This is a genomic window from Microbacterium aurugineum (genome assembly GCF_023101205.1).
GTDB lineage: Bacteria > Actinomycetota > Actinomycetes > Actinomycetales > Microbacteriaceae > Microbacterium > Microbacterium aurugineum.
Genome location: NZ_CP078078.1, coordinates 443,240 through 464,830, shown reverse-complemented (window position 1 = coordinate 464,830; position 21,591 = coordinate 443,240). Strand labels below are relative to the sequence as shown.

21 protein-coding genes are annotated in these 21,591 nt (G+C 70.0%); 10 read left to right on the top strand and 11 right to left on the bottom strand.

Going from position 1 to position 21,591, the window contains the following annotated elements; genetic code table 11:
• Positions 1-74 precede the first annotated feature (74 nt).
• Complete coding sequence (locus KV397_RS02200; RefSeq protein ID WP_261812059.1) at positions 75-1,031, bottom strand: LacI family DNA-binding transcriptional regulator; 957 nt, start codon at positions 1,029-1,031, stop codon at positions 75-77.
• 142 nt (positions 1,032-1,173) lie between these two features.
• Here KV397_RS02200 and galT point away from each other — a divergent pair, with 142 nt between their 5' ends.
• Genes galT through galE form a run of 3 tightly spaced genes read left to right on the top strand, consistent with a single transcriptional unit; the run spans position 1,174 to position 4,595 of the window.
• Positions 1,174-2,376, top strand: a complete 1,203-nt coding sequence (galT, locus tag KV397_RS02195) for a galactose-1-phosphate uridylyltransferase (RefSeq protein WP_261812058.1) — start codon at positions 1,174-1,176, stop codon at positions 2,374-2,376.
• The gene (gene galK, locus KV397_RS02190) at positions 2,373-3,566 is read left to right on the top strand and encodes a galactokinase (protein WP_261812057.1); all 1,194 of its coding nucleotides are present in this window, start codon (positions 2,373-2,375) and stop codon (positions 3,564-3,566) included. Before galT ends, galK begins: the two co-directional genes overlap by 4 nt.
• A 48-nt stretch (positions 3,567-3,614) precedes the next feature.
• The gene (galE, locus tag KV397_RS02185) at positions 3,615-4,595 is read left to right on the top strand and encodes a UDP-glucose 4-epimerase GalE (protein ID WP_153242932.1); all 981 of its coding nucleotides are present in this window, start codon (positions 3,615-3,617) and stop codon (positions 4,593-4,595) included.
• 3 nt (positions 4,596-4,598) lie between these two features.
• On the opposite strand, the gene KV397_RS02180 is transcribed toward galE, so the two are convergent.
• From KV397_RS02180 to KV397_RS02170, 3 genes are read right to left on the bottom strand one after another with little or no spacing between them, the layout of a single operon-like run.
• Entirely contained in the window at positions 4,599-5,924 is a 1,326-nt protein-coding gene (locus KV397_RS02180; RefSeq protein WP_232763377.1) for an MFS transporter, read from the bottom strand.
• The gene (locus KV397_RS02175; protein ID WP_248570372.1) at positions 5,921-6,850 is read right to left on the bottom strand and encodes a polysaccharide deacetylase family protein; all 930 of its coding nucleotides are present in this window, start codon (positions 6,848-6,850) and stop codon (positions 5,921-5,923) included. Before KV397_RS02175 ends, KV397_RS02180 begins: the two co-directional genes overlap by 4 nt.
• A 44-nt stretch (positions 6,851-6,894) precedes the next feature.
• A complete protein-coding gene (locus tag KV397_RS02170; RefSeq protein WP_261812056.1) occupies positions 6,895-8,043 on the bottom strand; it encodes an ROK family transcriptional regulator in 1,149 nt (382 codons plus the stop codon).
• Positions 8,044-8,641: 598 nt separating this feature from the next.
• Here KV397_RS02170 and KV397_RS02165 point away from each other — a divergent pair.
• Positions 8,642-9,334 carry a M23 family metallopeptidase gene (locus tag KV397_RS02165; RefSeq protein ID WP_227991809.1) on the top strand — a complete coding sequence of 231 codons (693 nt, stop codon included), beginning with the start codon at positions 8,642-8,644 and terminating at the stop codon, positions 9,332-9,334.
• 49 nt (positions 9,335-9,383) lie between these two features.
• Complete coding sequence (locus KV397_RS02160; RefSeq protein WP_261812055.1) at positions 9,384-9,908, top strand: GNAT family N-acetyltransferase; 525 nt, start codon at positions 9,384-9,386, stop codon at positions 9,906-9,908.
• A 27-nt stretch (positions 9,909-9,935) separates the two neighbouring features.
• Here the strand turns inward: KV397_RS02160 and KV397_RS02155 are convergent, their stop codons facing one another.
• Positions 9,936-11,387 (bottom strand): gamma-aminobutyraldehyde dehydrogenase, encoded by a 1,452-nt coding sequence (locus tag KV397_RS02155; RefSeq protein ID WP_261812054.1) that lies wholly within the window; start codon positions 11,385-11,387, stop codon positions 9,936-9,938.
• Between the two features lie 99 nt (positions 11,388-11,486).
• On the opposite strand from KV397_RS02155, the gene KV397_RS02150 reads away from it, so the two are divergent.
• Genes KV397_RS02150 through KV397_RS02140 form a run of 3 tightly spaced genes read left to right on the top strand, consistent with a single transcriptional unit; the run spans position 11,487 to position 13,730 of the window.
• Positions 11,487-11,954, top strand: coding sequence for an Lrp/AsnC family transcriptional regulator (locus tag KV397_RS02150; protein WP_047520308.1), 468 nt, complete (start codon positions 11,487-11,489; stop codon positions 11,952-11,954).
• A gap of 28 nt (positions 11,955-11,982) precedes the next feature.
• Positions 11,983-13,386, top strand: coding sequence for an NAD(P)/FAD-dependent oxidoreductase (locus KV397_RS02145; protein WP_261812053.1), 1,404 nt, complete (start codon positions 11,983-11,985; stop codon positions 13,384-13,386).
• Positions 13,383-13,730, top strand: coding sequence for a cupin domain-containing protein (locus KV397_RS02140; protein WP_261812052.1), 348 nt, complete (start codon positions 13,383-13,385; stop codon positions 13,728-13,730). The genes KV397_RS02145 and KV397_RS02140 overlap by 4 nt, the downstream gene beginning before the upstream one ends.
• A 22-nt stretch (positions 13,731-13,752) precedes the next feature.
• Here KV397_RS02140 and KV397_RS02135 read toward each other — a convergent pair whose 3' ends face one another.
• Together KV397_RS02135 and KV397_RS02130 are read right to left on the bottom strand one after the other, a co-directional pair.
• The gene (locus tag KV397_RS02135; RefSeq protein ID WP_261812051.1) at positions 13,753-15,255 is read right to left on the bottom strand and encodes a carboxylesterase/lipase family protein; all 1,503 of its coding nucleotides are present in this window, start codon (positions 15,253-15,255) and stop codon (positions 13,753-13,755) included.
• A gap of 29 nt (positions 15,256-15,284) precedes the next feature.
• Positions 15,285-16,592, bottom strand: coding sequence for an MFS transporter (locus tag KV397_RS02130; RefSeq protein ID WP_261812050.1), 1,308 nt, complete (start codon positions 16,590-16,592; stop codon positions 15,285-15,287).
• A gap of 148 nt (positions 16,593-16,740) precedes the next feature.
• Between KV397_RS02130 and KV397_RS02125 the strand changes: the two genes are divergently transcribed.
• Positions 16,741-17,310, top strand: coding sequence for a TetR/AcrR family transcriptional regulator (locus KV397_RS02125; RefSeq protein ID WP_261812049.1), 570 nt, complete (start codon positions 16,741-16,743; stop codon positions 17,308-17,310).
• On the opposite strand, the gene KV397_RS02120 is transcribed toward KV397_RS02125, so the two are convergent.
• From KV397_RS02120 to KV397_RS02105, 4 genes are all read right to left on the bottom strand, one after another.
• The gene (locus KV397_RS02120; protein WP_261812048.1) at positions 17,296-18,315 is read right to left on the bottom strand and encodes a DNA-methyltransferase; all 1,020 of its coding nucleotides are present in this window, start codon (positions 18,313-18,315) and stop codon (positions 17,296-17,298) included. The genes KV397_RS02125 and KV397_RS02120 overlap by 15 nt on opposite strands.
• A complete protein-coding gene (locus tag KV397_RS02115) occupies positions 18,294-19,343 on the bottom strand; it encodes a lipoate--protein ligase family protein (protein WP_153242940.1) in 1,050 nt (349 codons plus the stop codon). Before KV397_RS02115 ends, KV397_RS02120 begins: the two co-directional genes overlap by 22 nt.
• Before the next feature lie 114 nt (positions 19,344-19,457).
• Positions 19,458-20,309: an alpha/beta fold hydrolase gene (locus tag KV397_RS02110; protein ID WP_131494368.1), complete on the bottom strand. Its 852-nt coding sequence runs from the start codon at positions 20,307-20,309 to the stop codon at positions 19,458-19,460.
• Positions 20,310-20,344: 35 nt separating this feature from the next.
• Positions 20,345-21,082 carry a copper homeostasis protein CutC gene (locus KV397_RS02105; protein ID WP_261812047.1) on the bottom strand — a complete coding sequence of 246 codons (738 nt, stop codon included), beginning with the start codon at positions 21,080-21,082 and terminating at the stop codon, positions 20,345-20,347.
• A 64-nt stretch (positions 21,083-21,146) separates the two neighbouring features.
• Between KV397_RS02105 and KV397_RS02100 the strand changes: the two genes are divergently transcribed.
• On the top strand, positions 21,147-21,587 hold the full coding sequence (locus tag KV397_RS02100) for a MarR family winged helix-turn-helix transcriptional regulator (RefSeq protein ID WP_047520323.1): 441 nt from the start codon (positions 21,147-21,149) through the stop codon (positions 21,585-21,587).
• The last annotated feature ends 4 nt before the right edge of the window (positions 21,588-21,591 follow it).

The window sequence follows — 21,591 nt, the reverse complement described above, 5'->3', positions numbered from 1 at the left end:
GGGGTCTCGACACAGGAGGGGCGTCGGGAGGAGGGAGCGGGGGGGAAGGGGTGGGAGAAAGAAGCGGGGACGCGTCAGCGCGAGGATGTGCTGGCGCGCTCGACGAGCTCCGTCGGGACGACGACGGACACCGCATCTCCCGCAGCACCCTCGATCGCCGCGACGAGCGACGACACGGCCCGGTGTGCGAGAACCGCGAAGTCCTGGCGGATCGTGGTCAGCGGAGGACGGTAGTTCGCCGCCTCCGGCACATCGTCGAACCCGATGACCCCGACGTCGTCCGGCACCCGTCGCCCCGCTTCGGCGAGCGCGCGCAGCAGGCCGAGCGCCATCTGATCGTTGGCACAGAAGACAGCGGACGCCGCCCGCAACTCCCCGCCCGCTGCATACCCCGAGTCCGCACTCCAGTCGCCGCGGACCACCGGGGGCGGGCGGACTCCGGCGGTCACGAGGGTCTCGCGCCATCCGCGCTCACGCTCGATTGCGGCGAAGGAGTCGGCTGGTCCCGCGAGGTGGTGCACCGTGTCGTGGCCGAGAGCGAGCAGTCGGGCCGTGGCAGCGGAGGCACCACCGGCATGATCGCTGTGCACGGACGCGAACCCCGCTTCGGTCGGGGCGTCCACCACGACCAGGCGCAGTCCGGCGGGCGGCTGTGCACCGGGGACGAGCGCCGAGGCCTCGTTCAGCACGATCGCACCGTCGACCTCTTGCTCGGCGAGTCGATCGAAGGCCTCGGCGACATCGGCGGCAGCGGTCACGAGCGTGAGGGCGTACCCGCGTTCGGCCGCGGCTTCGGCGGTGGCCTGCAGCATCCGTGAGTTGCCGACCGTGGCGAGGGTGGTGACGACGAGTCCGATGGTCTGCGAACGGCCGGTGCGCAACGCCCGAGCGGCGCGGTGGGGTCGATAGCCGAGTTCCGCCATCGCACGCTCAACGCGGGTACGGGTGTCGGGGTCGACCCGCGGGCTGCCGTTGACGACGCGCGAGACAGTCTGTCCCGAGACCCCGGCGCGGACGGCGACCATGGCCATCGACACGCGCCCCGTGGAGGGGCGCCGCCGATCGGCCCTAAGGCCCTCGACCTCGCCGCGCTCGCTCACCCTGTCTCTCCGTCCACCGGTTCACAACTCCGTCATGTTGACGTTATCACGGCCCTGTGCGTACCATGTTTACGTGAACACGCACGATCTTCCTGAGTTGCGCACCGAGGCCCTCGGCGCCGGCGTCGTCAAACGCACCACCACCCTCGCCGACGGCCGCGACCTCTTCTACTACGACGAACCCGGCACGACTCTGGGCGCCGAGCGGGCGGTCGACGCCCGCGTGCTCGACCCGCGCCCCGACACCGCGACCATGCGCCTCGACGTGCTCACCGGCGACTGGATCACGGTGGCCGCGAATCGACAGAACCGCGTGATGATGCCCGGCGCCGACGCCGACCCCCTGGCGCCGCAGACCCCCGGGAACCCGTCCGAGGTCCCTTCGCGATACGACGTCGCGGTGTTCGAGAACCGCTCCCCCGCGTTCGGCCCCGCGCTCAGCGAAGCCGTCGGCGGTGCCCCCCAGGCGCCCAATGCACCGCGCGGACGGGACGACCTCTCCGCGCTCGGCCTCGGCCGCACCCGTGCCGCCATCGGACGCTGCGAGGTCGTGTGCTTCAGCCCCGAGCACTCCGGCTCCTTCGGCACGCAGTCCGAGACCCGCGCACGCACCGTGATCGAGGCCTGGGCGGACCGCACCGCTGCCCTGTCGACACTGCCCGGCATCGAGCAGATCTTCCCGTTCGAGAACCGCGGTGAGGCGATCGGCGTGACCCTGCCGCATCCGCACGGCCAGATCTACGCGTACCCGTACGTGACTCCCCGCACGACCCGCGTCCTGGAGTCGATCGACCGGACGGCCCCCGACCTGTTCCAGCACATCCTCGAATCCGAGCAGGCGTCGGAGCGCGTCGTCCTCCGCGGCGAGCACTGGACCGCCTTCGTGCCGTTCGCCGCCCGCTGGCCGCTCGAGGTGCATCTGATGCCGCACCGCCACGTTCCCGACCTCGCCGAGACGACCGCGGCCGAGCGCGACGAGCTGGCTCCGCTCTACCTGCGCCTGCTGCGCGGCGTCGACGCCCTCTACGACTCCCCCACCCCCTACATCGCCGCCTGGCATCAGGCACCGGTGCACGTCGGACGCGACACCGTGCGCCTGCACCTGCAACTCACGAGTCCGCGCCGCGCCGCCGACAAACTGAAATTCCTGGCCGGCTCCGAGGCCGCGATGTGGGCCTGGGCCGCCGAAGTCCCGCCGGAAGTAGGGGCCGCTCGCCTGCGCGAGGCCATCGAGCGCGCGTCGCCGACCACCACGGGAGAAGGAGCATCCGCATGACCACGGCCCACGACGACGCGCGAGCGCTCTACACCGAGCTCACGGGACGGCGACCGGACGGCGTCTGGTCCGCGCCCGGCCGCGTGAACCTCATCGGCGAGCACACCGACTACAACGACGGCTTCGTCCTGCCGTTCGCCATCCCGCAGAGAACCTTCGCCGCGGTCGGCCGCCGCGACGACGACCGTGGCCGCGTGCGGGTCAGCTCCCGTTTCGCCTCCGATCCGGTCGAGGTCGGCCTCGACGAACTCGACCGGCTCTTCCCGACCGCGCCCGGCGCGTCTCCTGCCGTTCCCGAATGGGCGGCCTACCCGCTCGGCGTCGCGTGGGCGCTGCGCCAGGCCGCGCCCGGTGACGGCCCGTTCCGTGGTGTCGACATCGCGATCGCCTCCGATGTGCCGGTGGGAGCCGGACTCTCTTCTTCCGCGGCGATCGAGGGAGCGACGGCCTCCGCGCTCGACGAGCTGTGGGGCACGGGCCTCGACGGCAGAGCCCTCGCCCGGATCGGACGACGGGCGGAGAACGAAGCCGTCGGCGCACCCACCGGGATCATGGACCAGATGGCGTCCATGCTGGGAGCACCCGACACCGCTCTCTTCCTCGACTGCCGTTCGCTCGAGACTGAACTCGTGCCGCTCGGCATCGCCGAGGCAGGCCTCGCCATCCTCGTGATCGACACCCGCGTGAAGCACGCCCACTCCACCGGTGGCTACCGCGATCGTCGCGCCTCCTGCGAGCGCGGAGCCGCAGCCCTGGGAGTGCCCGCACTGCGCGACGTGTCGGTCGCCGACCTGCCCCGCGCCCGCGAACAACTGGACGAGGAGACCTTCCGCCGTGTGCGGCACGTCGTGACGGAGAACCAGCGCGTGGTCGACACGGTGCACACGCTCCGCACGGACGGCGCGCGGGCCATCGGCGACCTGCTCATCGCCTCGCACGCGTCGATGCGTGACGACTTCGAGATCTCGACCCCCGAGCTCGACACCGCGGTCGACACCGCACTCGCGGCGGGGGCACTGGGGTCGCGGATGACCGGCGGCGGCTTCGGCGGTGCGGCGATCGCGTTGATCGAAAAGGATGCCGTCGAGACCGTGTCCGCAGCGGTGAACGCGGCCTTCGTCGCGGCCCGGTTCGCGGGACCGCACCTGTTCACCGTCACCCCTTCTGCGGGACCTCACCGCGACGCCTGACAGAATGATCCATCGGGCCGCGAGGATTCGCGGCAGGAGAGGAATGCAGTGTCCTGGATCGTCACCGGCGGTGCCGGCTACATCGGTGCCCACGTCGTCCGCGCCCTCGCGAGCGCCGGGATGACCCCCGTCGTCCTCGACGACCTGTCCAGCGGGGTCGCACCGTTCGTGCCCGAGGGCGTCCCGTTCGTGCGGGGCAGCATCCTCGACCGCGCGCTCGTCGAGAAAGCGCTGCGCGACCACGACGCGGAAGGCGTGATCCACGTCGCCGGGTACAAGTACGCGGGCGTGTCGGTGCAGCGCCCCCTGCACACCTATGCCCAGAACGTCGAGGGCACCCGGATCATCCTCGAGGCCATGGAGGCCGCGGGCGTCTCGAACATCGTGTTCTCCTCCTCGGCCGCCGTGTTCGGCACTCCTGATGTCGCGCTGGTCGTCGAGGACACGGCGAAGAAGCCCGCCAGTCCGTACGGAGAGTCGAAGCTCATCGGGGAATGGCTGCTGCGCGACCAGGCGATCGCGACGGCCGACTCCGCACACCCGCTGCGCCACACCTCGCTGCGGTACTTCAACGTCGTGGGCTCGGCCGACCCCACGGTCTACGACGTGAGCCCGCATAACCTCTTCCCGATCGTGTTCGAAGCACTGCTCGAGGGCAGGACGCCGAAGATCTTCGGCGACGACTACGACACCGAGGACGGCACCAACGTGCGCGACTACGTGCACGTCGGCGACATCGCGGCAGCGCACGTCGCCGCCGCCCAGCGCCTCGCCGACGGACGACCGATCGAGACCGCATACAACCTCGGATCCGGCGACGGACTCAGCGTCACGCAGATCATGGATGCCGTCGCCCGAGTCACCGGCATCGACTTCACCCCCGAGATCGGACCCCGCCGTCCTGGCGACCCCGACCGCATCGTGGCCACCGGGGAGCTCGCCGCGCGCGACCTCGACTGGACCATGCGATACACCGTCGACGAGATGGTGCGCACGGGCTGGGAGGCGCGGAAGGCGGCGTCCCTCTAGGGCTCAGAGGTCGCGGGTGCGGATCGGATAGAGCCAGAAGCACAGCCACGCGAGGGCGGTGAACCCGAGCGGGATGACCGCGAGCATCAGACGGATACCCCCGTCGACGCTTTCGGGCTGGGCATCGCCGAGCGTGGCGTCGAACCCCGACGCCGTCAGCACCACCGCGGCCACGACCGCCTGCAGTACGACCGAACCGCGCACCACGAAACCGTTCACTCCGAAGTAGGCGCCCTCCCGTCGGTGCCCGGTGCGCACGGCGTCGTCATCGATGATCTGCGCGAGCATCACCTCGAGCAGCTGCAGCAGTCCGCCGACGCCGACCCCCACGGCGACTCCGACCAGCGACGCCCCGAGCACGGTCGACGGCGCGAGGTAGCCGAGCACGGCGACGCCGAACACCGCGACGCTCCACAGCACGGCGGTGCGCGGTGACGTACGACGGACGACCGCGCTCCACAGCACGATCGAGGGGATCGCCGTGACGAAGATCGCCCCGAGGAGCAGGCTCCCCTCCCCTTCCTCGGCGCGCAGCGAGTACCGCACGTAGAAGGGGACCGCGGCCAGGATGACCGCGATCGAGGTCTGGACGAACAGCGAGCCCAGCACGTAGGGGACGAACGCCCGGTTGCGGAAGGTGTAGGTCAGCTGATCTTTCCACCGCATGGCTTCCGACGCCGCCTCGGGCACCCGGCGCTCGATCATCCCGCCGAAGAACGACCACGCGAGCAGCACCAGGCAGACCGCGCCGAGCACGAGCGCCATACCCGGCCATCCGAGAGCCCCGTACAGGGCGGGGGCGCCGGCCGTGCCGAGGACCATGCCGAGGATCGCGAAGATCTGCCGGGGGACGTTGCCGCGGGCGCGCTCCTCCGTGGTGCGGAAGATCTCGGGGAACAGTGCCGAGATGTTCAGCACCACGACGACGAAGGCGATGTCGTACACGGCCACGACGACGAGGAACCAGACGATGAGACCGGCGACGGGAAGTTCGGGCGGCATCCACACCAGCGTGAACGCGACGACGAGCGGCACGATGCCCAGCCCGATCCACGGGATGCGACGGCCCCAGGGGGTGCGCAGCCGGTCGGAGATCGCCCCCACGACGGGGTTCAACACCGCGTTCAGGATGCCGTGGGCGATCATCGCCACGGCCACCCACCCTGCCGGCACCGCGAGGTGCGAGACGTAGAAGTAGACGACGAACGCGGAGAAGGTCTGCGCCATGAGCTGCGTCGGGAAGCCGGAGGCTCCGAACGCGATAGCCTGCCGTCGGGTCGGAGCCGCCTCGAGACGGCGGTCGCGCAGGCGCTCGCCCACCGAGGTCATCGGACGCCTGCCCGCTGCACGTCACGCAGGGCGCGCCAGCCGACGCGCACGAGCGCCTCATCCTCGATCGCCTGCAGCACCGCGGGGTCGCGGAGCAGTCGCAACTCATAGCCGCGCTTCGTCGCGCTGAAGTCGACCGCTGACCGCAGCTCCTCGTCGTCGACCATCGGATGCAGGTAGATCTCGGTCACGCCGGCCGGAACGGCGCGCAACAGGGCGATGAAGCCGTCCCGTACCTGCTCGTAGGTCTCCTCCTCCGGCGTGCTCTCCCCGAGGAGCGGGAAGGGATGCGACCACAACCTGTCGATGATCACGACGCCGGATGCATCGGCGGCGGCAGCTGCGGCATCGAGCGTCGCCTGCAGGGCCGCGTCCTCGCCCACGCCGTCCATGCTGCGCGGCAACCGGAACGGAAGCCCGTGACGCGCGGCGAGCTCGAACACCGGACGGAGGAAGTCGCGTCCGGTCACGAGTCCGTAGACGGAGCCCATGTGATTGTCGAGGTGCGTCACATCGACACCGGCATCGAGCGCGGCCTGCAGTTGGGCGGCGAGCTCGACTGCCACGTCCTCCTCCGACGCCGCCTGCTCGACGGACGCGACGTCCATCGGGAAGAAGCCCGCCGCGTCGACCAGGCTCGTGTCCGTGCCGGTGAGCGGCCGCCACCGGTAGCGAGACCATTCGCTCGTGAGCACGAGATGCACACCGATGTCGAGGTCAGGGCGGGAGGCGGCGAAGGCGAGCGCCTCCGGGGACCACGAGCATGGCACCATCACGGTCGCCGAGTCGATCCGGCCGGCGTCCAGGAGGTCGACGATGGCGGTGTTCGCCGCATGGCACATGCCGAAGTCATCCGCGTTCAGGATGATCGCCCGTGCGCCGGGGGCGAGGCCGAGACGGTCGGCGAGGTCGGAGGGAAGGGTCATCGGTGATCCTGTCGGAAAGGGGCGGTGGGGAGGGGCGGCGATCCTCAGCGTCCCGGCTTCGCGGCCGGCGTGAGGATGCGGGTGAACAGGGTGCCGCGGAGCGCGGACGCCGCCTCGCCGACGGCACCGACGAGCGGCGCCTCGGGCCCAAACGAGGAGACGAGGAATCGCAGTGGGAGCTGCGCAGCGTATTCCTCGGCGATGCGCTCGATCGCCGCCACGAGCGCGGGGTGTGCTGCCCGGCCGCTCAGGATGAAGGCTTCGGGGTCGAGCACCAGGCCCACGCTGCCGGCCACGAGCACGATGCGTCGTCCGATCTCCTCCACGACCCGGGCCGAGGCCGCGTCCCCGCGCGCAGCGGCCTCGAGGTGGTCCGCCAGGGAGGCGTCGGGGTCGCACCCCTCGTTGAGAGCGAGATCGCGGACGACGGCATCGCTCACGATGGGTGCACCGATCGGGAGCGGGGGCTGCGGCAGGTACATGACCTCGCCCGCCACACCGGAGAATCCGCGGTGCAACGATCCGTCGACCACGATGCCCGCTCCCAGTCCGTCGTCGAGCAGGAGCAGCGCGAAGCTGGCGAGATCGCCACCCGCACCGGCGGTGAGCTCGGCGAGGGCTGCGAGGTTGACGTCGTTCTCGATCCGGACCGGGCAGTCGAGGGCCGTGGCGAGCGCGGTGCGGAAGGCGCCGCCGTCAGGGCCGAGGTCATCCCGGATGCCGCCATCGGGGGTGACGATGCCGGGGACGCCGACGACAGCCAGGTGGACGGCGTCCTTCGTCGCCTTGACCGCACGACGGCAGCGGTCGACGAGGTCGACGATGTGCGCGACGCGGTGTTCGGTGGACGTGAGCGCAGCGTGCTGCTCGGCGCGCACGGTCCCGCTCGCGTCGACCAGGACGACATGCGCTGCGTGGTGGTCGATGTGCACGGCGGCGGCGAAGCCGAGTCGCGGATGCAGGGCGACCCGTCCGGCTGCGGGTCCGCGGGTCTCTCGATCCACGCCGGCCGCGGCGACGGCTCCTGCCCCTTCGAGCATCCGCAGCACCTGGGTGACGGCGGTGCGGGAGAGACCGGTCGTCGACATCAGCTCCGCGCGGGTCTGCGGACCGCTGCGCGCCAGGGCCTCCAGGATCGCGCGGCCGTTGAGCGTGCGGAGCAGGCCCTGCGGTCCCGCGAGTGGTCTGGACATGCGTTCCGGCGTCTCCCTCGCTCGCGCGTCCTCGACGCGGTGTCCGCAAGCATGCCACATCGCGTCGCACTCGTCGATGGTTCGCCGCTCCTTTCCGCCCTCGATTTGACGCTCTCGGGGTTCGCCGCTTAGATTACAGATCGGTAACGGCGGCATCCGGGGGGATCGCCCGCCACGCACACCTCCCCTCCGGAAGGATCCCGTCACGAATTCCCTGCCGCCCGAGAGCGCTCACGACGCCTCGGAAGCCCCCACAGAAACCTCCGGCACGCCTCGACCGCTTCTGCGGCGCGACCTGCGCCGTTCCGCGAACGCCGAACAGCTGCCGACCGGCACCGAGAACACGCCGGGCACGGACACCCCTCGCCCGGCATCGCCCCCGGCATCGCCGGCCGAGTCCCGCCGGCGCGCCGCCCGCGAGCAGCCCCCGACGCCATCCCCGGAACCGGCGCCATCCCCGGAACCGACTGAGCAGCCCCCGACGCCATCCCCGGAACCGACGCAGCCCCCGAGCGCGACGCGGACCCGTCGGCGGAAGGCCTCGGCCCCGCGGATCCGTCCCCGCCGAGCGACGCGCCCGTGGGCGAAGGCCAAGGCTGTGGGAGCCACACTCGCGGTCGGCGCGATGATCACCGGGGCAGCACTGCCCGCGTTCAACCCGGAGATCACTTCGGTCGCCGCCGCCTCCGCCGAAGTCACGACCGCCGCGAGCGACTTCGCGCAGTCGTACACGTCGACAGACGAGATCCGCGCGGAGATCGCGCCTCGAGGGAACTTCGCCGCGACGACGCCGGAGGAGATCAAGGAAACGCGTTCGCGTGCCGTCGCCGCCGCGATCGCCGCCGGCATGCCTCTCGGAAGTGCCATGGAGATCCCCGTCGCCGATCGCGTCGTGATGCCGATGGCCGACGGGACCTACACGTTCACCGACGGCTTCGGCGCCTCCCGCCCCGGCCGGTCGCACCTCGGCCAGGACTTCGCCGCGGGGGTCGGCACGCCGATCAACGCCGCGATGACGGGCTGCGTCTCCCGCTCCACCGAGAGCTATCAGGGCTACGGAGTGACGATCCAGATCGAGAGCATCGTCGACGGCCAGGCCGTGAGCACCGTCTACTCGCACCTGAACTACGGCACCCGCGCGGTCGAGGTCGGCGACTGCGTCGAGGCCGGTCAGTACATCGGCGACGTCGGATCGACCGGGTACGTGTTCGGCTCCTGCCTGCACTTCGAAGTCCACATCAACACGGTCGCGGTGGATCCCATGCCGTGGCTCGAGAAGAACGTGAGCTGAGGCGCACCCTGCCGCGGAAAGCCTTCCGCCCCTCCCCTAGTGTGGACGGATGAGTCCGCTGGTGGTCCGGGAAGCGGGCGTCGACGACGCCGACGAGGTGGCTCGCGTGCACGTACGGTCCTGGCAGGCTGCCTACCGCGGGCTCATCGACCAGTCCGTGCTCGACGGGCTCTCCATCGCCGAACGCGCGACGGGCTGGCGTCGCCTCATCACGGATCCGCTGCCCACGACTCTCGGGCTCCTGGTCGCCGAACGCGACGACCGCATCCTCGGGTGGACGTCGTTCGGCTCCGGCCGCGACCCCGACGGCTTGGCCGACGCCGAGGTGTACGGGATCTACGCGGATCCCGACGCCTGGTCGACGGGCGCGGGACACGCGCTCCTCGACGCCGCCGAACAGCGCATGGCCGACGCCGGACACGCGCGCGCCTACCTGTGGGTGCTCGACGGGAACGTGCGTGCCGACACGTTCTACGCGCGCCACGGCTGGATCGAAGACGGCGCCATCAAGATCGAGGAGCGCCCCGGGTTCACCCTCTGCGAGCACCGCCGCGTGAAGCTGCTGGCACCCTGATCGCAGGGCCTCCGGCGCGGGTGGGCGTCAGTCGAGGGCGCTCATCACGTGCTTGATGCGGGTGTAGTCGTCGAAGCCGTACTGGGAGAGGTCCTTGCCGTAGCCCGAGTGCTTGAACCCTCCGTGCGGCATGTCCGACACGAACGGGATGTGGGTGTTGATCCACACGCAGCCGAAGTCGAGGTCGCGCGAGAAGCGCATCGCGCGGGCGTGATCCGTCGTCCACACCGAGGACGCGAGCGCGTACGGCACATCGTTCGCCATCTCCAACGCCTCGCTCTCCTCCGAGAACGACTGCACCGTGAGGACCGGCCCGAAGACCTCTCCCTGGACCACCTCATCGTCCTGCCGCACGCCCGACACGATCGTGGCCTCCAAGAAGTAGCCCTGTTCCCCCTGACGGCGACCACCGGTCTCGATCTTCGCGTGCGCGGGGAGGCGGTCGATGAAGCCCTGCACCTGCGCGAGCTGTGCGGCACTGCTCAACGGGCCGTAGAGGACGCCGTCCTCCCGCGGACCGCCCGTGCGCGCATGGCTGCGCGCCCGCGCGACGAGCGCCTCGATGAGCTCGTCATGCCGTGACTCATGCACCAGCACGCGGGTCGCGGCCGTGCAGTCCTGTCCGGCGTTGAAGAAGGCGCCCGTGATGATGCCCTCCACGGCCTTCTCGAGGGACGCATCCGCGAACACGATCGCGGGCGCCTTCCCGCCGAGTTCGAGGTGCACGCGCTTGACGTCGCTCGCCGCCGACCGCGCGACCGCCATCCCCGCACGCACCGAGCCGGTGATCGCGACCATCTGCGGGGTCGGGTGCTCCACCAGCGCGACACCCGTGTCGCGATCGCCCAGCACGACGTTCAGCGTGCCGGCCGGCGTGTGCCGGGCGACGATCTCCGCCAGCAGCAACGTCGTCAGCGGAGTGGACTCAGCGGGCTTCAGCACGACGGTGTTGCCGGCGGCGAGCGCAGGGGCGATCTTCCACACGGCCATGTTCAGCGGGTAGTTCCAGGGCGTCACCTGTCCGATCACACCGACGGGCTCGCGGCGGACGAACGACGTGTGGCCGGCGAGGTACTCCGCTGCGGCTCGTCCTTCGAGACTCCGCGCGGCCCCTGCGAAGAAGCGCAGCTGATCGACCGACTGCATGATCTCGTCGGCCACGAGGCTCGCCCGCGGCTTGCCGGTGTCCTGCGATTCGAGGTCGGCGAACTCCTCCGCGCGGGCTTCCATCTCGTCGGCGATGCGGAACAGCGCGAGCTGTCGGTCGGCGGGCGTCGTGTCGCGCCAGAGCGGGAAGGCCGCGGACGCCGCGGCGTAGGCGGCGTCGACGTCGGCCGCGGCCGAGACGGGCGACTCCCCGTAGATCTCCTCGGTGGCAGGATCGATGAGCGGCATCCGCCCCGAGCCGTTCGCGGGCACGAAGTGTCCGCCGATGAAGTTCTGCAAGGGAGCGGAGGTCTTCAGAAGAGTGCTGGGCATGGCGTCATGCTAGCGCGTCGGGTGCGGAATCTGAAGATGCAGACCGATATTTCAACTGAATCAGTTGCAGATCAGCGTCATAGCTGACAATATCGACACATGAGCTCGAAGCCTGCCCAGCCCGCGCTGGATGACATCTCCAAGCGCATCGTCGAACTGTTGCAGGAGGACGGCCGCCGTCCCTACGCGGAGATCGCACGCGAGGTCGGTCTGAGCGAGGCCGCCGCACGGCAGCGCGTGCAGCGGATGACCGAGGCGGGTGTCATCCAGATCGTCGCGGTCACCGATCCGATGCAGCTCGGCTTCCGGCGCATGTCGATGATCGGCATCCGCGTGTCGGGCGACCCCCGCACCATCGCCGAAGAACTCACGACCATCCCGGAACTGGCCTACGTCGTGGTCACGCTCGGGACGTTCGACATCCTCGTCGAAGCCGTGTGTGAGGACGACGAGCACCTGATCGACCTGATCGCGACCCGCATCCGGACCATCCCCGGCATCGCGCACACCGAGAGCCTGCTCTACGCGGGCCTCTACAAAGACCTCTACAACTGGGGAACGCGCTGAGGCGCACCCCCCTCACATCGGAGTGAACATGGGCACCACCGTCTTCGAACGCCGACGTCCGCCGCAGGGAGTCGTCGACGACTCCCTGCGCGAGACGGCTCTCCGCGTGTTCTGGCTCGACGACGTCGATCGGCCGACGCATCCCTCCCTGAACGGGACGATCCGCGCGGATCTCGCGATCGTCGGCGGTGGGTACGCCGGCCTGTGGACCGCCGTGCGCGCCAAGGAACGCGACCCCGGACGACGCGTCGTCCTGCTGGAGGCGTCGCGGATCGCGTGGGCCGCGTCCGGCCGCAACGGGGGCTTCTGCGAGTCGAGCCTGACGCACGGCCACGAGAACGGTGTGAACCGCTGGCCGGAGGAGATCGACCGGCTCGAAGAGCTGGGGCACGCCAACCTCGACGGCATCGAGGAGACGATCGCGCGCTACGGCATGGACGCCGAGTTCGAGCGCACCGGACAGCTCGCCGTCGCCGTCGAACCGCACCAGGTCGACTGGTTCCGCGAGGAACCCGGATTCCTCGACCGCGAGGCGGTGCAGGCGGAGGTGCACTCGGAGACGTTCCTCGCCGGCGACTGGGACCGCGAAGGATGTGCGATGGTGCACCCCGCGAAGCTCGGCGTCGAGCTGGCACGTGTGGCTGCCGACCTCGGCGTCGAGATCTACGAGCACAGCCTGGTGCGTGCGATCGAGGGCGACGGGTCCGGCCCCATCGCCCTCGTCACCCCGAACGGCCGGGTGGTCGCCGATGCGGTCGCGCTCGGCACGAACGTCTTCCCTTCCCTCCTCAAGCGCAATCGCCTGATGACCGTGCCCGTGTACGACTACGTGCTGATGACCGAGCCGCTCTCCACGGAACAGCTCGCCGCGATCGGCTGGTCGAACCGGCAGGGCCTCGCCGACAGCGCGAACCAGTTCCACTACTACCGCCTCACCGCCGACAACCGCATCCTGTTCGGCGGCTACGACGCGATCTACCACTTCGGCGGCAAGGTGCGCCCGGAGTACGAGGACCGCATCGAGAGCCACCGCCGGCTCGCCTCGCACTTCTTCACCACGTTCCCGCAGCTCGCGGGCCTGCGCTTCACGCACCGGTGGGCGGGCGCGATCGACTCGTCCAGTCGGTTCTGCGCGTTCTTCGGCACCGCGCGCAAGGGACGCGTGGCCTATGCCACCGGCTTCACGGGTCTCGGCGTGGGCGCGGCGCGCTTCGCCGCCGACGTGATGCTCGACAAGCTCGCGGGCGAGGAGACCGAGCGCACCGAGCTGCGGATGGTGCGGGAGAAGCCCATTCCGTTCCCGCCCGAGCCCGCCGCCTCGATCGGCGTCAACCTGGTGCGCGCGGCGATGGATCGAGCCGACCACAACGAGGGCAAGCGCAACCTCTTCCTCAAGACGCTCGACGCCCTCGGCATGGGCTTCGACTCATGAGCGGCCTCGCTGCGGGCGGCGAAGTGGATGCCATCGACCTGGACCTCGCGCATGCTCCTCTGCCCGCGGACGAGGTGATCGCCGGAGCTCCGACCACCGCCGTGCACGAGCTCGCGACCCTCGGCGGTGTCGAGGTGGGCATCTGGGAGATGACGCCGGGCACCGCCACGGACACCGAGACCGACGAGGTCTTCGTCGTGCTGACGGGCCGTGCCACGATCGCGTTCGCCTCGTCCGGGCTGCCCGACCTCGAGGTCGGCCCCGGCTCGGTGGTGCGCCTCGCGGACGGCATGCGCACCACCTGGACCGTCACCGAGACGCTGCGCAAGGTCTACGTCGCCTGACACCCCGGTGCGTCGGCCGATGTCAGCCGAGCAGCGGTCGCACGGAGGCATAGGCGTCGGCGACGTCGCGCGTGGGGACGTCGTAGACCCGCGCGATGCCCGCGGCCCCGTGATGGCGCGGCCAGCCCGGGTCGCCGGTGGTGATGAAGGCGACGGCGGCCCCGTGCACCTCATCGGCCAGCTCCTGCGGAGGGTTCGGTCCGGCGAGCGGCTCCATGGCCGGACCGTCGAGGCAGTCGAAGAAGAACGGCACGTCGAGGCAGTGCTCGGCGAAGCCGAAGTGTCCGGACGGCCAGGAGAACCGGTACAGCCAGGTCGGCGCGTCACCGCGGTCGGCCACGACCTTGAGCAGCGCCGTGCGGAACATGCGGTCGGTCAGCAGCCGACCGCCCACGCGGGCATTGCCGAGTCCGGTGATGTCGGCGTTGGCGGCCAGGTACGCCCTCCGCGCGCTCTTCGGCAGCCCGAGCCGGTTCAACAGAAGCGACCGCGGCACCCAGCGCAGCTTCTTCTCGGCCCCCGCGAACACCATGGTGAACTCGTCATCGGTCGCGCCGAGCACGAGAGGTTTGTCCGCGCCGACCCCCGCGGCGATCGACTCCCGGGTAGGACGCACGAGCAGATCGCCGTCGACGGCAGGGCCGAGCGGGAGGCCGTCCTCCACCACGCTACCGAGAGCATCGGGGCCGAGCTCGGTGGCCTTCTTCTGCAGTTCGAGGATGCGGTCTTCGGCGAGGGACGAGAACCCGGCCACGGTCGGCTCCACCCCGGCGGACGCGGCGAGCCCCCGACCGAACTCCTCCGCGCGCGCCGGAGCCACATCGGCGAGGGCTCCGGAGATCGCGTAGACCCCGTGGAACAGGTGCTGCGCCTTCTCCATGCCGAGCAGGGTCAGCACGGCCCCACCCCCGGCGGACTGCCCGGCGATCGTGACCCGCGACGGATCCCCGCCGAACCGGGCGATGTTCTGCTGCACCCACTCCAGGGCGAGCAGCCAGTCGCGCACACCGCGGTTCGACGGCGCATCCTCGATCCACCCGAAGCCGTCGAATCCCAGACGGTACGAGAGCGACACGGTCACCACGCCGTCGCGGTTGAAGTTCCGGCCGTCGTACCAGGGGCTCGCCGGGGAGCCCGCGAAGTAGCCGCCGCCGTGGATCCAGACGAGCACCGGAAGACCGGTCACCTGCTCAGTGGTCTCCGGGCTCGGGGTGAAGACGTTCACGTTGAGCGTGGAGTCGCCCTCGATGCTCGGCTCGGGAATGAGCGTCACCCCTGGGTCGCCGCGCTGTGCGGTGGCGGCGAACTCGAGCGCGTCCCGCACGCCGTCCCACGGCGCCTTGGGCACCGGAGCCTGGAAGCGCAACGGGCCGGTCGGTGCCTCTGCGAAGGGGATGCCGAGGAAGGCCGCCGTCCGCGGGTTGCCCCGCCCTCCCGTGGTCGGGCGCCAGCGACCACGCACCCGTCCTGCGGTGGTGTCCACCTCGACGAAATCGGCGGCCGTCTCGAACTCGGTATCGGTCATCACAGCATTCTCCCGGTCATTCCTGGTCATCAGCGCACTCCCTTGATCGGTGCGGTCGCGACGGCGGCGAGGATCACGAACACGATCGCGAAGATGAAGAGCATCGCATAGCCCCCGAGGGACGTGATGATGACTCCGCCGATCGCCGGGCTCAGCGCCTGCGGCACGTTGGTCGCGACGTTGAGGATGCCGAGGTCCTTGCCCGCCGACACCCCCTCGTTCGGCAGCACTTCGGTCATCAGCGCGGCATCCACCGACATGTACAGACCGAACCCGATGCCGTTGATGATGCTCATCAGGATCATCCCCGTCATGTTCGGCTGCAGCACGGGCATCGCCAGGCCCACCACCATCACGGCGGAGGCGACGTAGATGAACACCTTGCGACGACCGACCTTGTCGCTCCACCATCCGGACAGGCCGATCGCGATCAGCGTCGGGACGAAGGCCACGAGGGTCAGGGTGACGACGGCGCCCTGCGCATCTGCGAGCGGCAGCCCGATGTAGTCGGTGAGCATGTAGAGCTGGTAGGCGCTGACGACGAAGTAGCCGAGGATCAGCAGGAAGCGAGCCGTGAACGCCCACGCGAAGTCCGGGTGACGGCGTGGATCGATCCAGAAGCCCCTGAAGAACGCACTCCAGCGGAACGGATCGACCGAAGCGTGCCGCGAGGACCAGTCCCGGTTCACGAACGCGAACAGCAGCGCCACCACGATCACGGCTCCACCGAACACCGCGTAGCCGACGCCGATCTGCGCGGCGAAGGCACCGGCGAGCATGACGCCGACCGTCATGCCGACCTGCGTGCCGAGTCCGATCATCGCGCTCGCTCCGCCGCGCTTCGAGCGCGGAAAGCGGTCGGCGGTGATCGCGGTGAGGGGCGCCTGGAAGAAGTTCAGCGCCACCTGGATGATCACCCAGAACACCGTGATCCAGAGGATGTCCGTCAGGGACCCCATGCCGAACAGGAAGACACCGCCGACGATGGCGCCGAGCACCATCCACGGCACACGGCGCCCGAAGCGCGAGCGCGTGCGGTCGCTCAAGGCGCCCACAATCGGCTGCGCGAACAGCGTGAACACGAAGGAGATCGTGGTGACGACGGCGAGGTTGCCGACCTTGTTCGCCTCGTCGATCATCAGCACCTGGCTGGGCAGGAGGATCGCGATGAGACCGCCGTAGGTGGCGAACAGGGTGAGCGAGGCGATCAGCAGGCTGGGCAGCAGTCGCCGGTTCGCGGGCGGGCTCGCCGCCGGTTCTCCGGCTGCGGGCGGGGCTGAGCGGATCGTGCCGGTCGGGGCGAGTTCGGCGGCCGGGTCGAGAGGGGGAAGGGACATGTCGGCTCCTCGTTGAGCGGTTGTGTATGAATACCAAACGATGTTCGGTATTCATCGGACATGCTGGCAGATCGGCCACCCCTGTCGCAAGACATTCACGAACGATGTTTGGTTTTCGTGATCCAGACACGACGGATACCCTGGGGCCATGTCGACACGAGGGGCCTACGCCAAGGGCGTGGCGAAGCGCGAGGAGATCCTCGACGCGGCGCTCGCCGTCGTCGCCGAACACGGATACCGGAAGGCTTCCGTCCGCGAGATCGCGGATGCAGCGGGACTCAGCCCCGCCGGACTCCTGCACTACTTCGGCTCCAAGGAAGAGCTGTTCGTCGCGATCCTGCGCGCCCGCGACGACCGGGACCAGCAGCAGTACACGGCCGAAGACGCCTCCGCCGCGTTCCTCGCGATCATGCGTCACAATGCGTCGGTGCCGGGCCTCGTACAGCTGTATGCGCAGCTGGCCGCGGAGGCCGGAGACCCCTCGCACCCCGCGCATGCCTACTTCCGTGAGCGCACCGACCGCATCGAAGCTTTCACGCGCGCGCAGGTCGCCGCCGACCAGGAAGCCGGTCTCCTCCGAGCCGACCTCGATCCGGCCTGGGTCGTCCGCTCGTTGCATGCCCTGGCCGACGGGCTCCAGACCGCGTGGATGCTCGATCCCTCCCTCGACATGGCCGCCGAGATCGAACAGTTCCTCGTGCTGCTACGCCCGGTGTGACCCCGCGTCGAGGTGTGTCACCTCGGCGTGCGGCATCCGCGCCCTCATGATCCCGATCGCCTCGGGGTTGTCATCGACGAGCACGGCATCGCGACCGAGCGCCGATGCCACCGCGCCGGTCGTCCCGCTGCCCGCGAACAGATCGAGCACCCGATCGCCCGGGCGGCTCGAGGCCGTCACGATCCGCCGGAGGATCCCTTCGGGCTTCTGCGTCGGATAGCCGGTCTTCTCGCGCCCGGTCGTCGGCACGATCGTGTGCCACCACACGTCGGTGGGGAGCTTGCCGCGAGCCGCCTTCTCGGGAGTCACGAGCCCGGGGGCCATGTACGGCTCGCGGTCGACCTCGTCCGAGTTGAAGACGTACGCCCGAGGGTTCTTCACGTAGACCAGGATCGTGTCGTGCTTGGTCGGCCAGCGACTGCGCGACTTCGCGCCGTAGTCGTACGCCCAGATCAGCTCGTTCAGGAAGCAGTCGCGCCCGAACACTGCGTCGAGCATCACCTTCGCGTAGTGCGCCTCCCGGTAGTCGAGGTGCAGGTAGAGGGTGCCGTCGTCGGCGAGCAGTCGCCACGCCTCCTCGAGCCGCGGCATGAGGAAGGCACCGTAGTCGTCGAAGCGGTCGTCGTAGGCACGGAGGATTCCGCGCACCCGCTCGTAGGCATGGCCGTGGAATCCGTGGCGCACCTCGGTCTCGGGCACGGCGGGCCCCGGTTCAGAACTCCTCAGTTCTGCACTGCTCACACCCTCGGCACCGCCGGATTCCGGACCGGGCTCCGCGACCCCCGCGGATTCCTGCGGAGTTGTGAACGAGCGTCGCGCGGTCACGACCTGGCGCTCCTGCGTGCGACCGGTGTTGAACGGCGGATCGAGGTACACGAGCGTGAAGGACGCCGACGGCAGAGTGGCCGCGACCACGAGGTTGTCGCCCTCGATGATCGTGACCGCACCGGTGATCGGGGTCGGGAGGTCAGGCTCCGGAGCCGTCACGGCACCCGATGCAGCCATGCCTCGGTGGCGAACTTCGAAGCGACGAGGGCCTCGGCATCGGCGTACTCGTCCGCTGTCACCGATCCGGTCTCCGCGTCGGTCAGCGAGCGGAAGGTGTCCTTGAAGCGCTCGATGATCTCCGCACGCTCGAGCCCGGTCTGCGTGCGCAGCGGATCGACCCGCTTGGCCGCCGACGTGGTGCCCTTGTCGCTGAGCTTCTCGCGCCCGATGCGCAGGACCTCGGTCATCATCTGACCGTCGATGTCGTAGGAGAGGGTGGCGTGGTGCAGCACTCCCCCGTTCGCGAGTCGCTTCTGCGCGGCACCCCCGATCTTGCCGGTCGGGCTCGCGATGTCGTTGAGCGGCTGGTAGACCGCGTCGATGCCCAGCGACCGCAGGGCCTGCAGCACCCAGTCGTCGAGGAACGCGTAGGAGTCGGCGAACGTCATGCCCGCGACGAGGGACGCCGGCACGTAGAGCGAGTAGGTGATGATCTGCCCGGCGGCCATGAGCATCGCCCCGCCACCGGAGATGCGGCGGACGACGTCGAACCCGTGCTTCGCAGCGCCTTCCGGATCGACCTCGTTCCGGTAGGACTGGAACGACCCGATCACGACGGCCGATTCGTCCCATTCCCAGATGCGCAGAGTCGGACGACGTCGTCCCTCGCCGACGCGTGAGGTCAGAACCTCGTCGAGCGCCAGGTTCATCCGGGGCGACACGGCCGCGTCGTGCACGATCTCCCAGTCGAAGTCACGCCATCCCGGAGCGGTCACGAGCGCGCGGCGCACCGCGGTGCCGACGGCCTCGGGGGTGAATCCGAGCAGCTGTGCACCGTCGGGCAGGGCTCCGCGGACGGCGGCGGCGATGGCCGAGGCATCCGACTCGGCGGGCATCCCGTTGACGGCGGCGTCGATGTCGTCCAGCGCCGAGTCCGGCTCGAGGAAGAAGTCGCCGGCGAGGCGGAAGCGAGAGATCCGGTCATCCTCGATCTCGAGGTCGACGACGACGAGCTTTCCGCCTGGAACCTTGTATTCACCGTGCACGGTTCCAGCTTAAGGCGCGGAACTCCGCCCGCGGGGCCCGTGCGGGATGGATTTCGCGCCTCGCACCCACCCCTCAGGCGCGTTTTCGATCCCGCACCGCCGGGGAAGAAGCCGTCAGCGCGCCGGGATGTGCTTGTCGAGCCAGGAGAGCACGTCGGCTCGCACCTCGTCCTGCTGCAGCTCCGCGAAGATCTCGTGGCGCGCGTCCGGATAGACCAGCGTCGTGACGTCGGTGAGTCCGGACCGGTTGCGGTACTCGTCGGCGAGCTTGTGCACGCTGCGGGGGCCGCCCACCGGGTCGTCGCGCCCGACCAGCAGCAGCATCGGGATGTCGTGGCCGAGGTCTTTCGCGGGCCGGCCGTAGAGCTTCGCCGCCTCGATCGGACCGAAGAGCTTGAGGAGCGGAACGTCGGTGGTCAGCGGATCCTCGTCGAAAGCGGCCCACACGGCCGGGTCACGGCTGAGCCATTCGAGGCCGGTGGCCCCCTCGCCGGCCCACCGCGCGTTCAGGGGCGCTGCGTTGAGCGACCCCGGCATCCGCAGTGCGGACCCCGAGAGGATGACGGCGTCCCAGGCTTCGGGATGGTCGTTGACGAGCATCTGCGCCAGGAACGAGCCCCAGGAATGCCCGAGCAGCACGAGCGGCAGATCGGGGTTCTCCGCACGGATGATGCCCGTCAGCTGCCAGACGGCCTCCTCGGCCGCGCGCAACCCGCCCTTGCCCAGGCGTCCGAGCTTCTCGGGGCCGCCGTGCTGACGGATGCCGGTGCGGCCGTGGCCCCGGTGGTCATCGGCGTACACGTGGAAGCCGGCGGTGGTGAGAGCCCCGATCAGGGCGCCGTATCTCCCGGCGTGCTCCCCGACGCCGTGCAGAAGCTGCACGACTCCGCGGGGCGTCCCGTCCGCAGGATGGACGTCATAGACGATGTCGACGCCATAGGCATCGGTGAACTCGCGGGTATCCATCACGGTGCGAGCCTATCGAGAGCACGGAGGAGCGGCTACCGCCCGAGCGCATCCCGGATCGCGAACGCGGTGTCGCGGTCGGTCACCTCGTAGCCGCCGACCCCATCGGAGGCCGATCCCATCCGCACGCCGCCGTCTTCGAGCACGGCCCGCTTGGCGGAGAAGTGGAGCGCGTCGACGCCGGCGCCCGCGAGCACGGGGGCGCTGTCGACGTCGACCCCGCTGCCTGCCATGACCTCGATCTCCCCCTCGGCTGCGGCGACGAGAGCACGCAGGGTGTCGATGCCGTCGATCGCGGCGGACGCGCCGCCCGAGGTGAGCACTCGGCGCAGACCGAGCTCGCGGGCGCTGCGCAGCGTCGCGACCGGGTCCGCGGTCATGTCGATGGCACGGTGCAGCGTGACGGGGGCTCCCCCGGCCGCGTCGCGAAGCCGTGCCATGGCGAACAGGTCGAGGCGTCCCTCGGCGTCGAGCGCGCCGATGACCACCCCGCTCGCGCCGGCACTGATCGCGTGACGGACGTCGCGCTCGGAGACGGCGAGTTCATCCTCGGAGTAGTGGAAGCCGCCGGCGCGCGGCCGGATCAGCACATGCACCTCGGGGCCGGTCTGTCCGGCCGCCTCGACCGACAGCTCGACGGTCGCGGGCGACGGGGTCAGCCCACCGAGGGCGAGGGCCGTCGCGAGCTCGACGCGGTCGGCGCCGACTTCTGCGGCGATGCGCACTCCTGCGGGGTCCTGCACGGCGATTTCGAGAGCGATCGTTCGGGTCACCCCTCCATTGTGCCCGGCCTCGGCCGCACCAGAGCGCCAGAAAATTAGATAGGCTATCTAAGTAATGTCTGCGTCCGATGAATCCCTCCACCTCACCGCCACAGATCTGCGTATGGCCACCTTCCGCCTGGCTCGGCGCCTCCGGTGCGCACGGGCCGCGGACTCGATGAGCGACGCGCAGCTCGCGGTGCTCGCCGACCTGCGCATGAACGGTCGCCGCACGATCTCGACCCTCGCCGAGCGCGAGCGGGTGACGGCGCCCTCGATGACCAGCACGATCAACGGCCTCGAGGAACAGGGCTTCGTCGTGCGCACCCCCGACGAAGACGACCGTCGACGCGTGCAGGTCGACATCACCGACGCCGGCATCGAGATCGTCGCCGAGACCATCCGGCGGCGCGACGAGCTGCTGGCCGACATGCTGCGCGAGGTGGACTACACCGAGGACGAACTCACCACGCTGCGCGAAGCGAGCGCGTTGATGCGACGGGTGGTGGAGCGATGAGCGC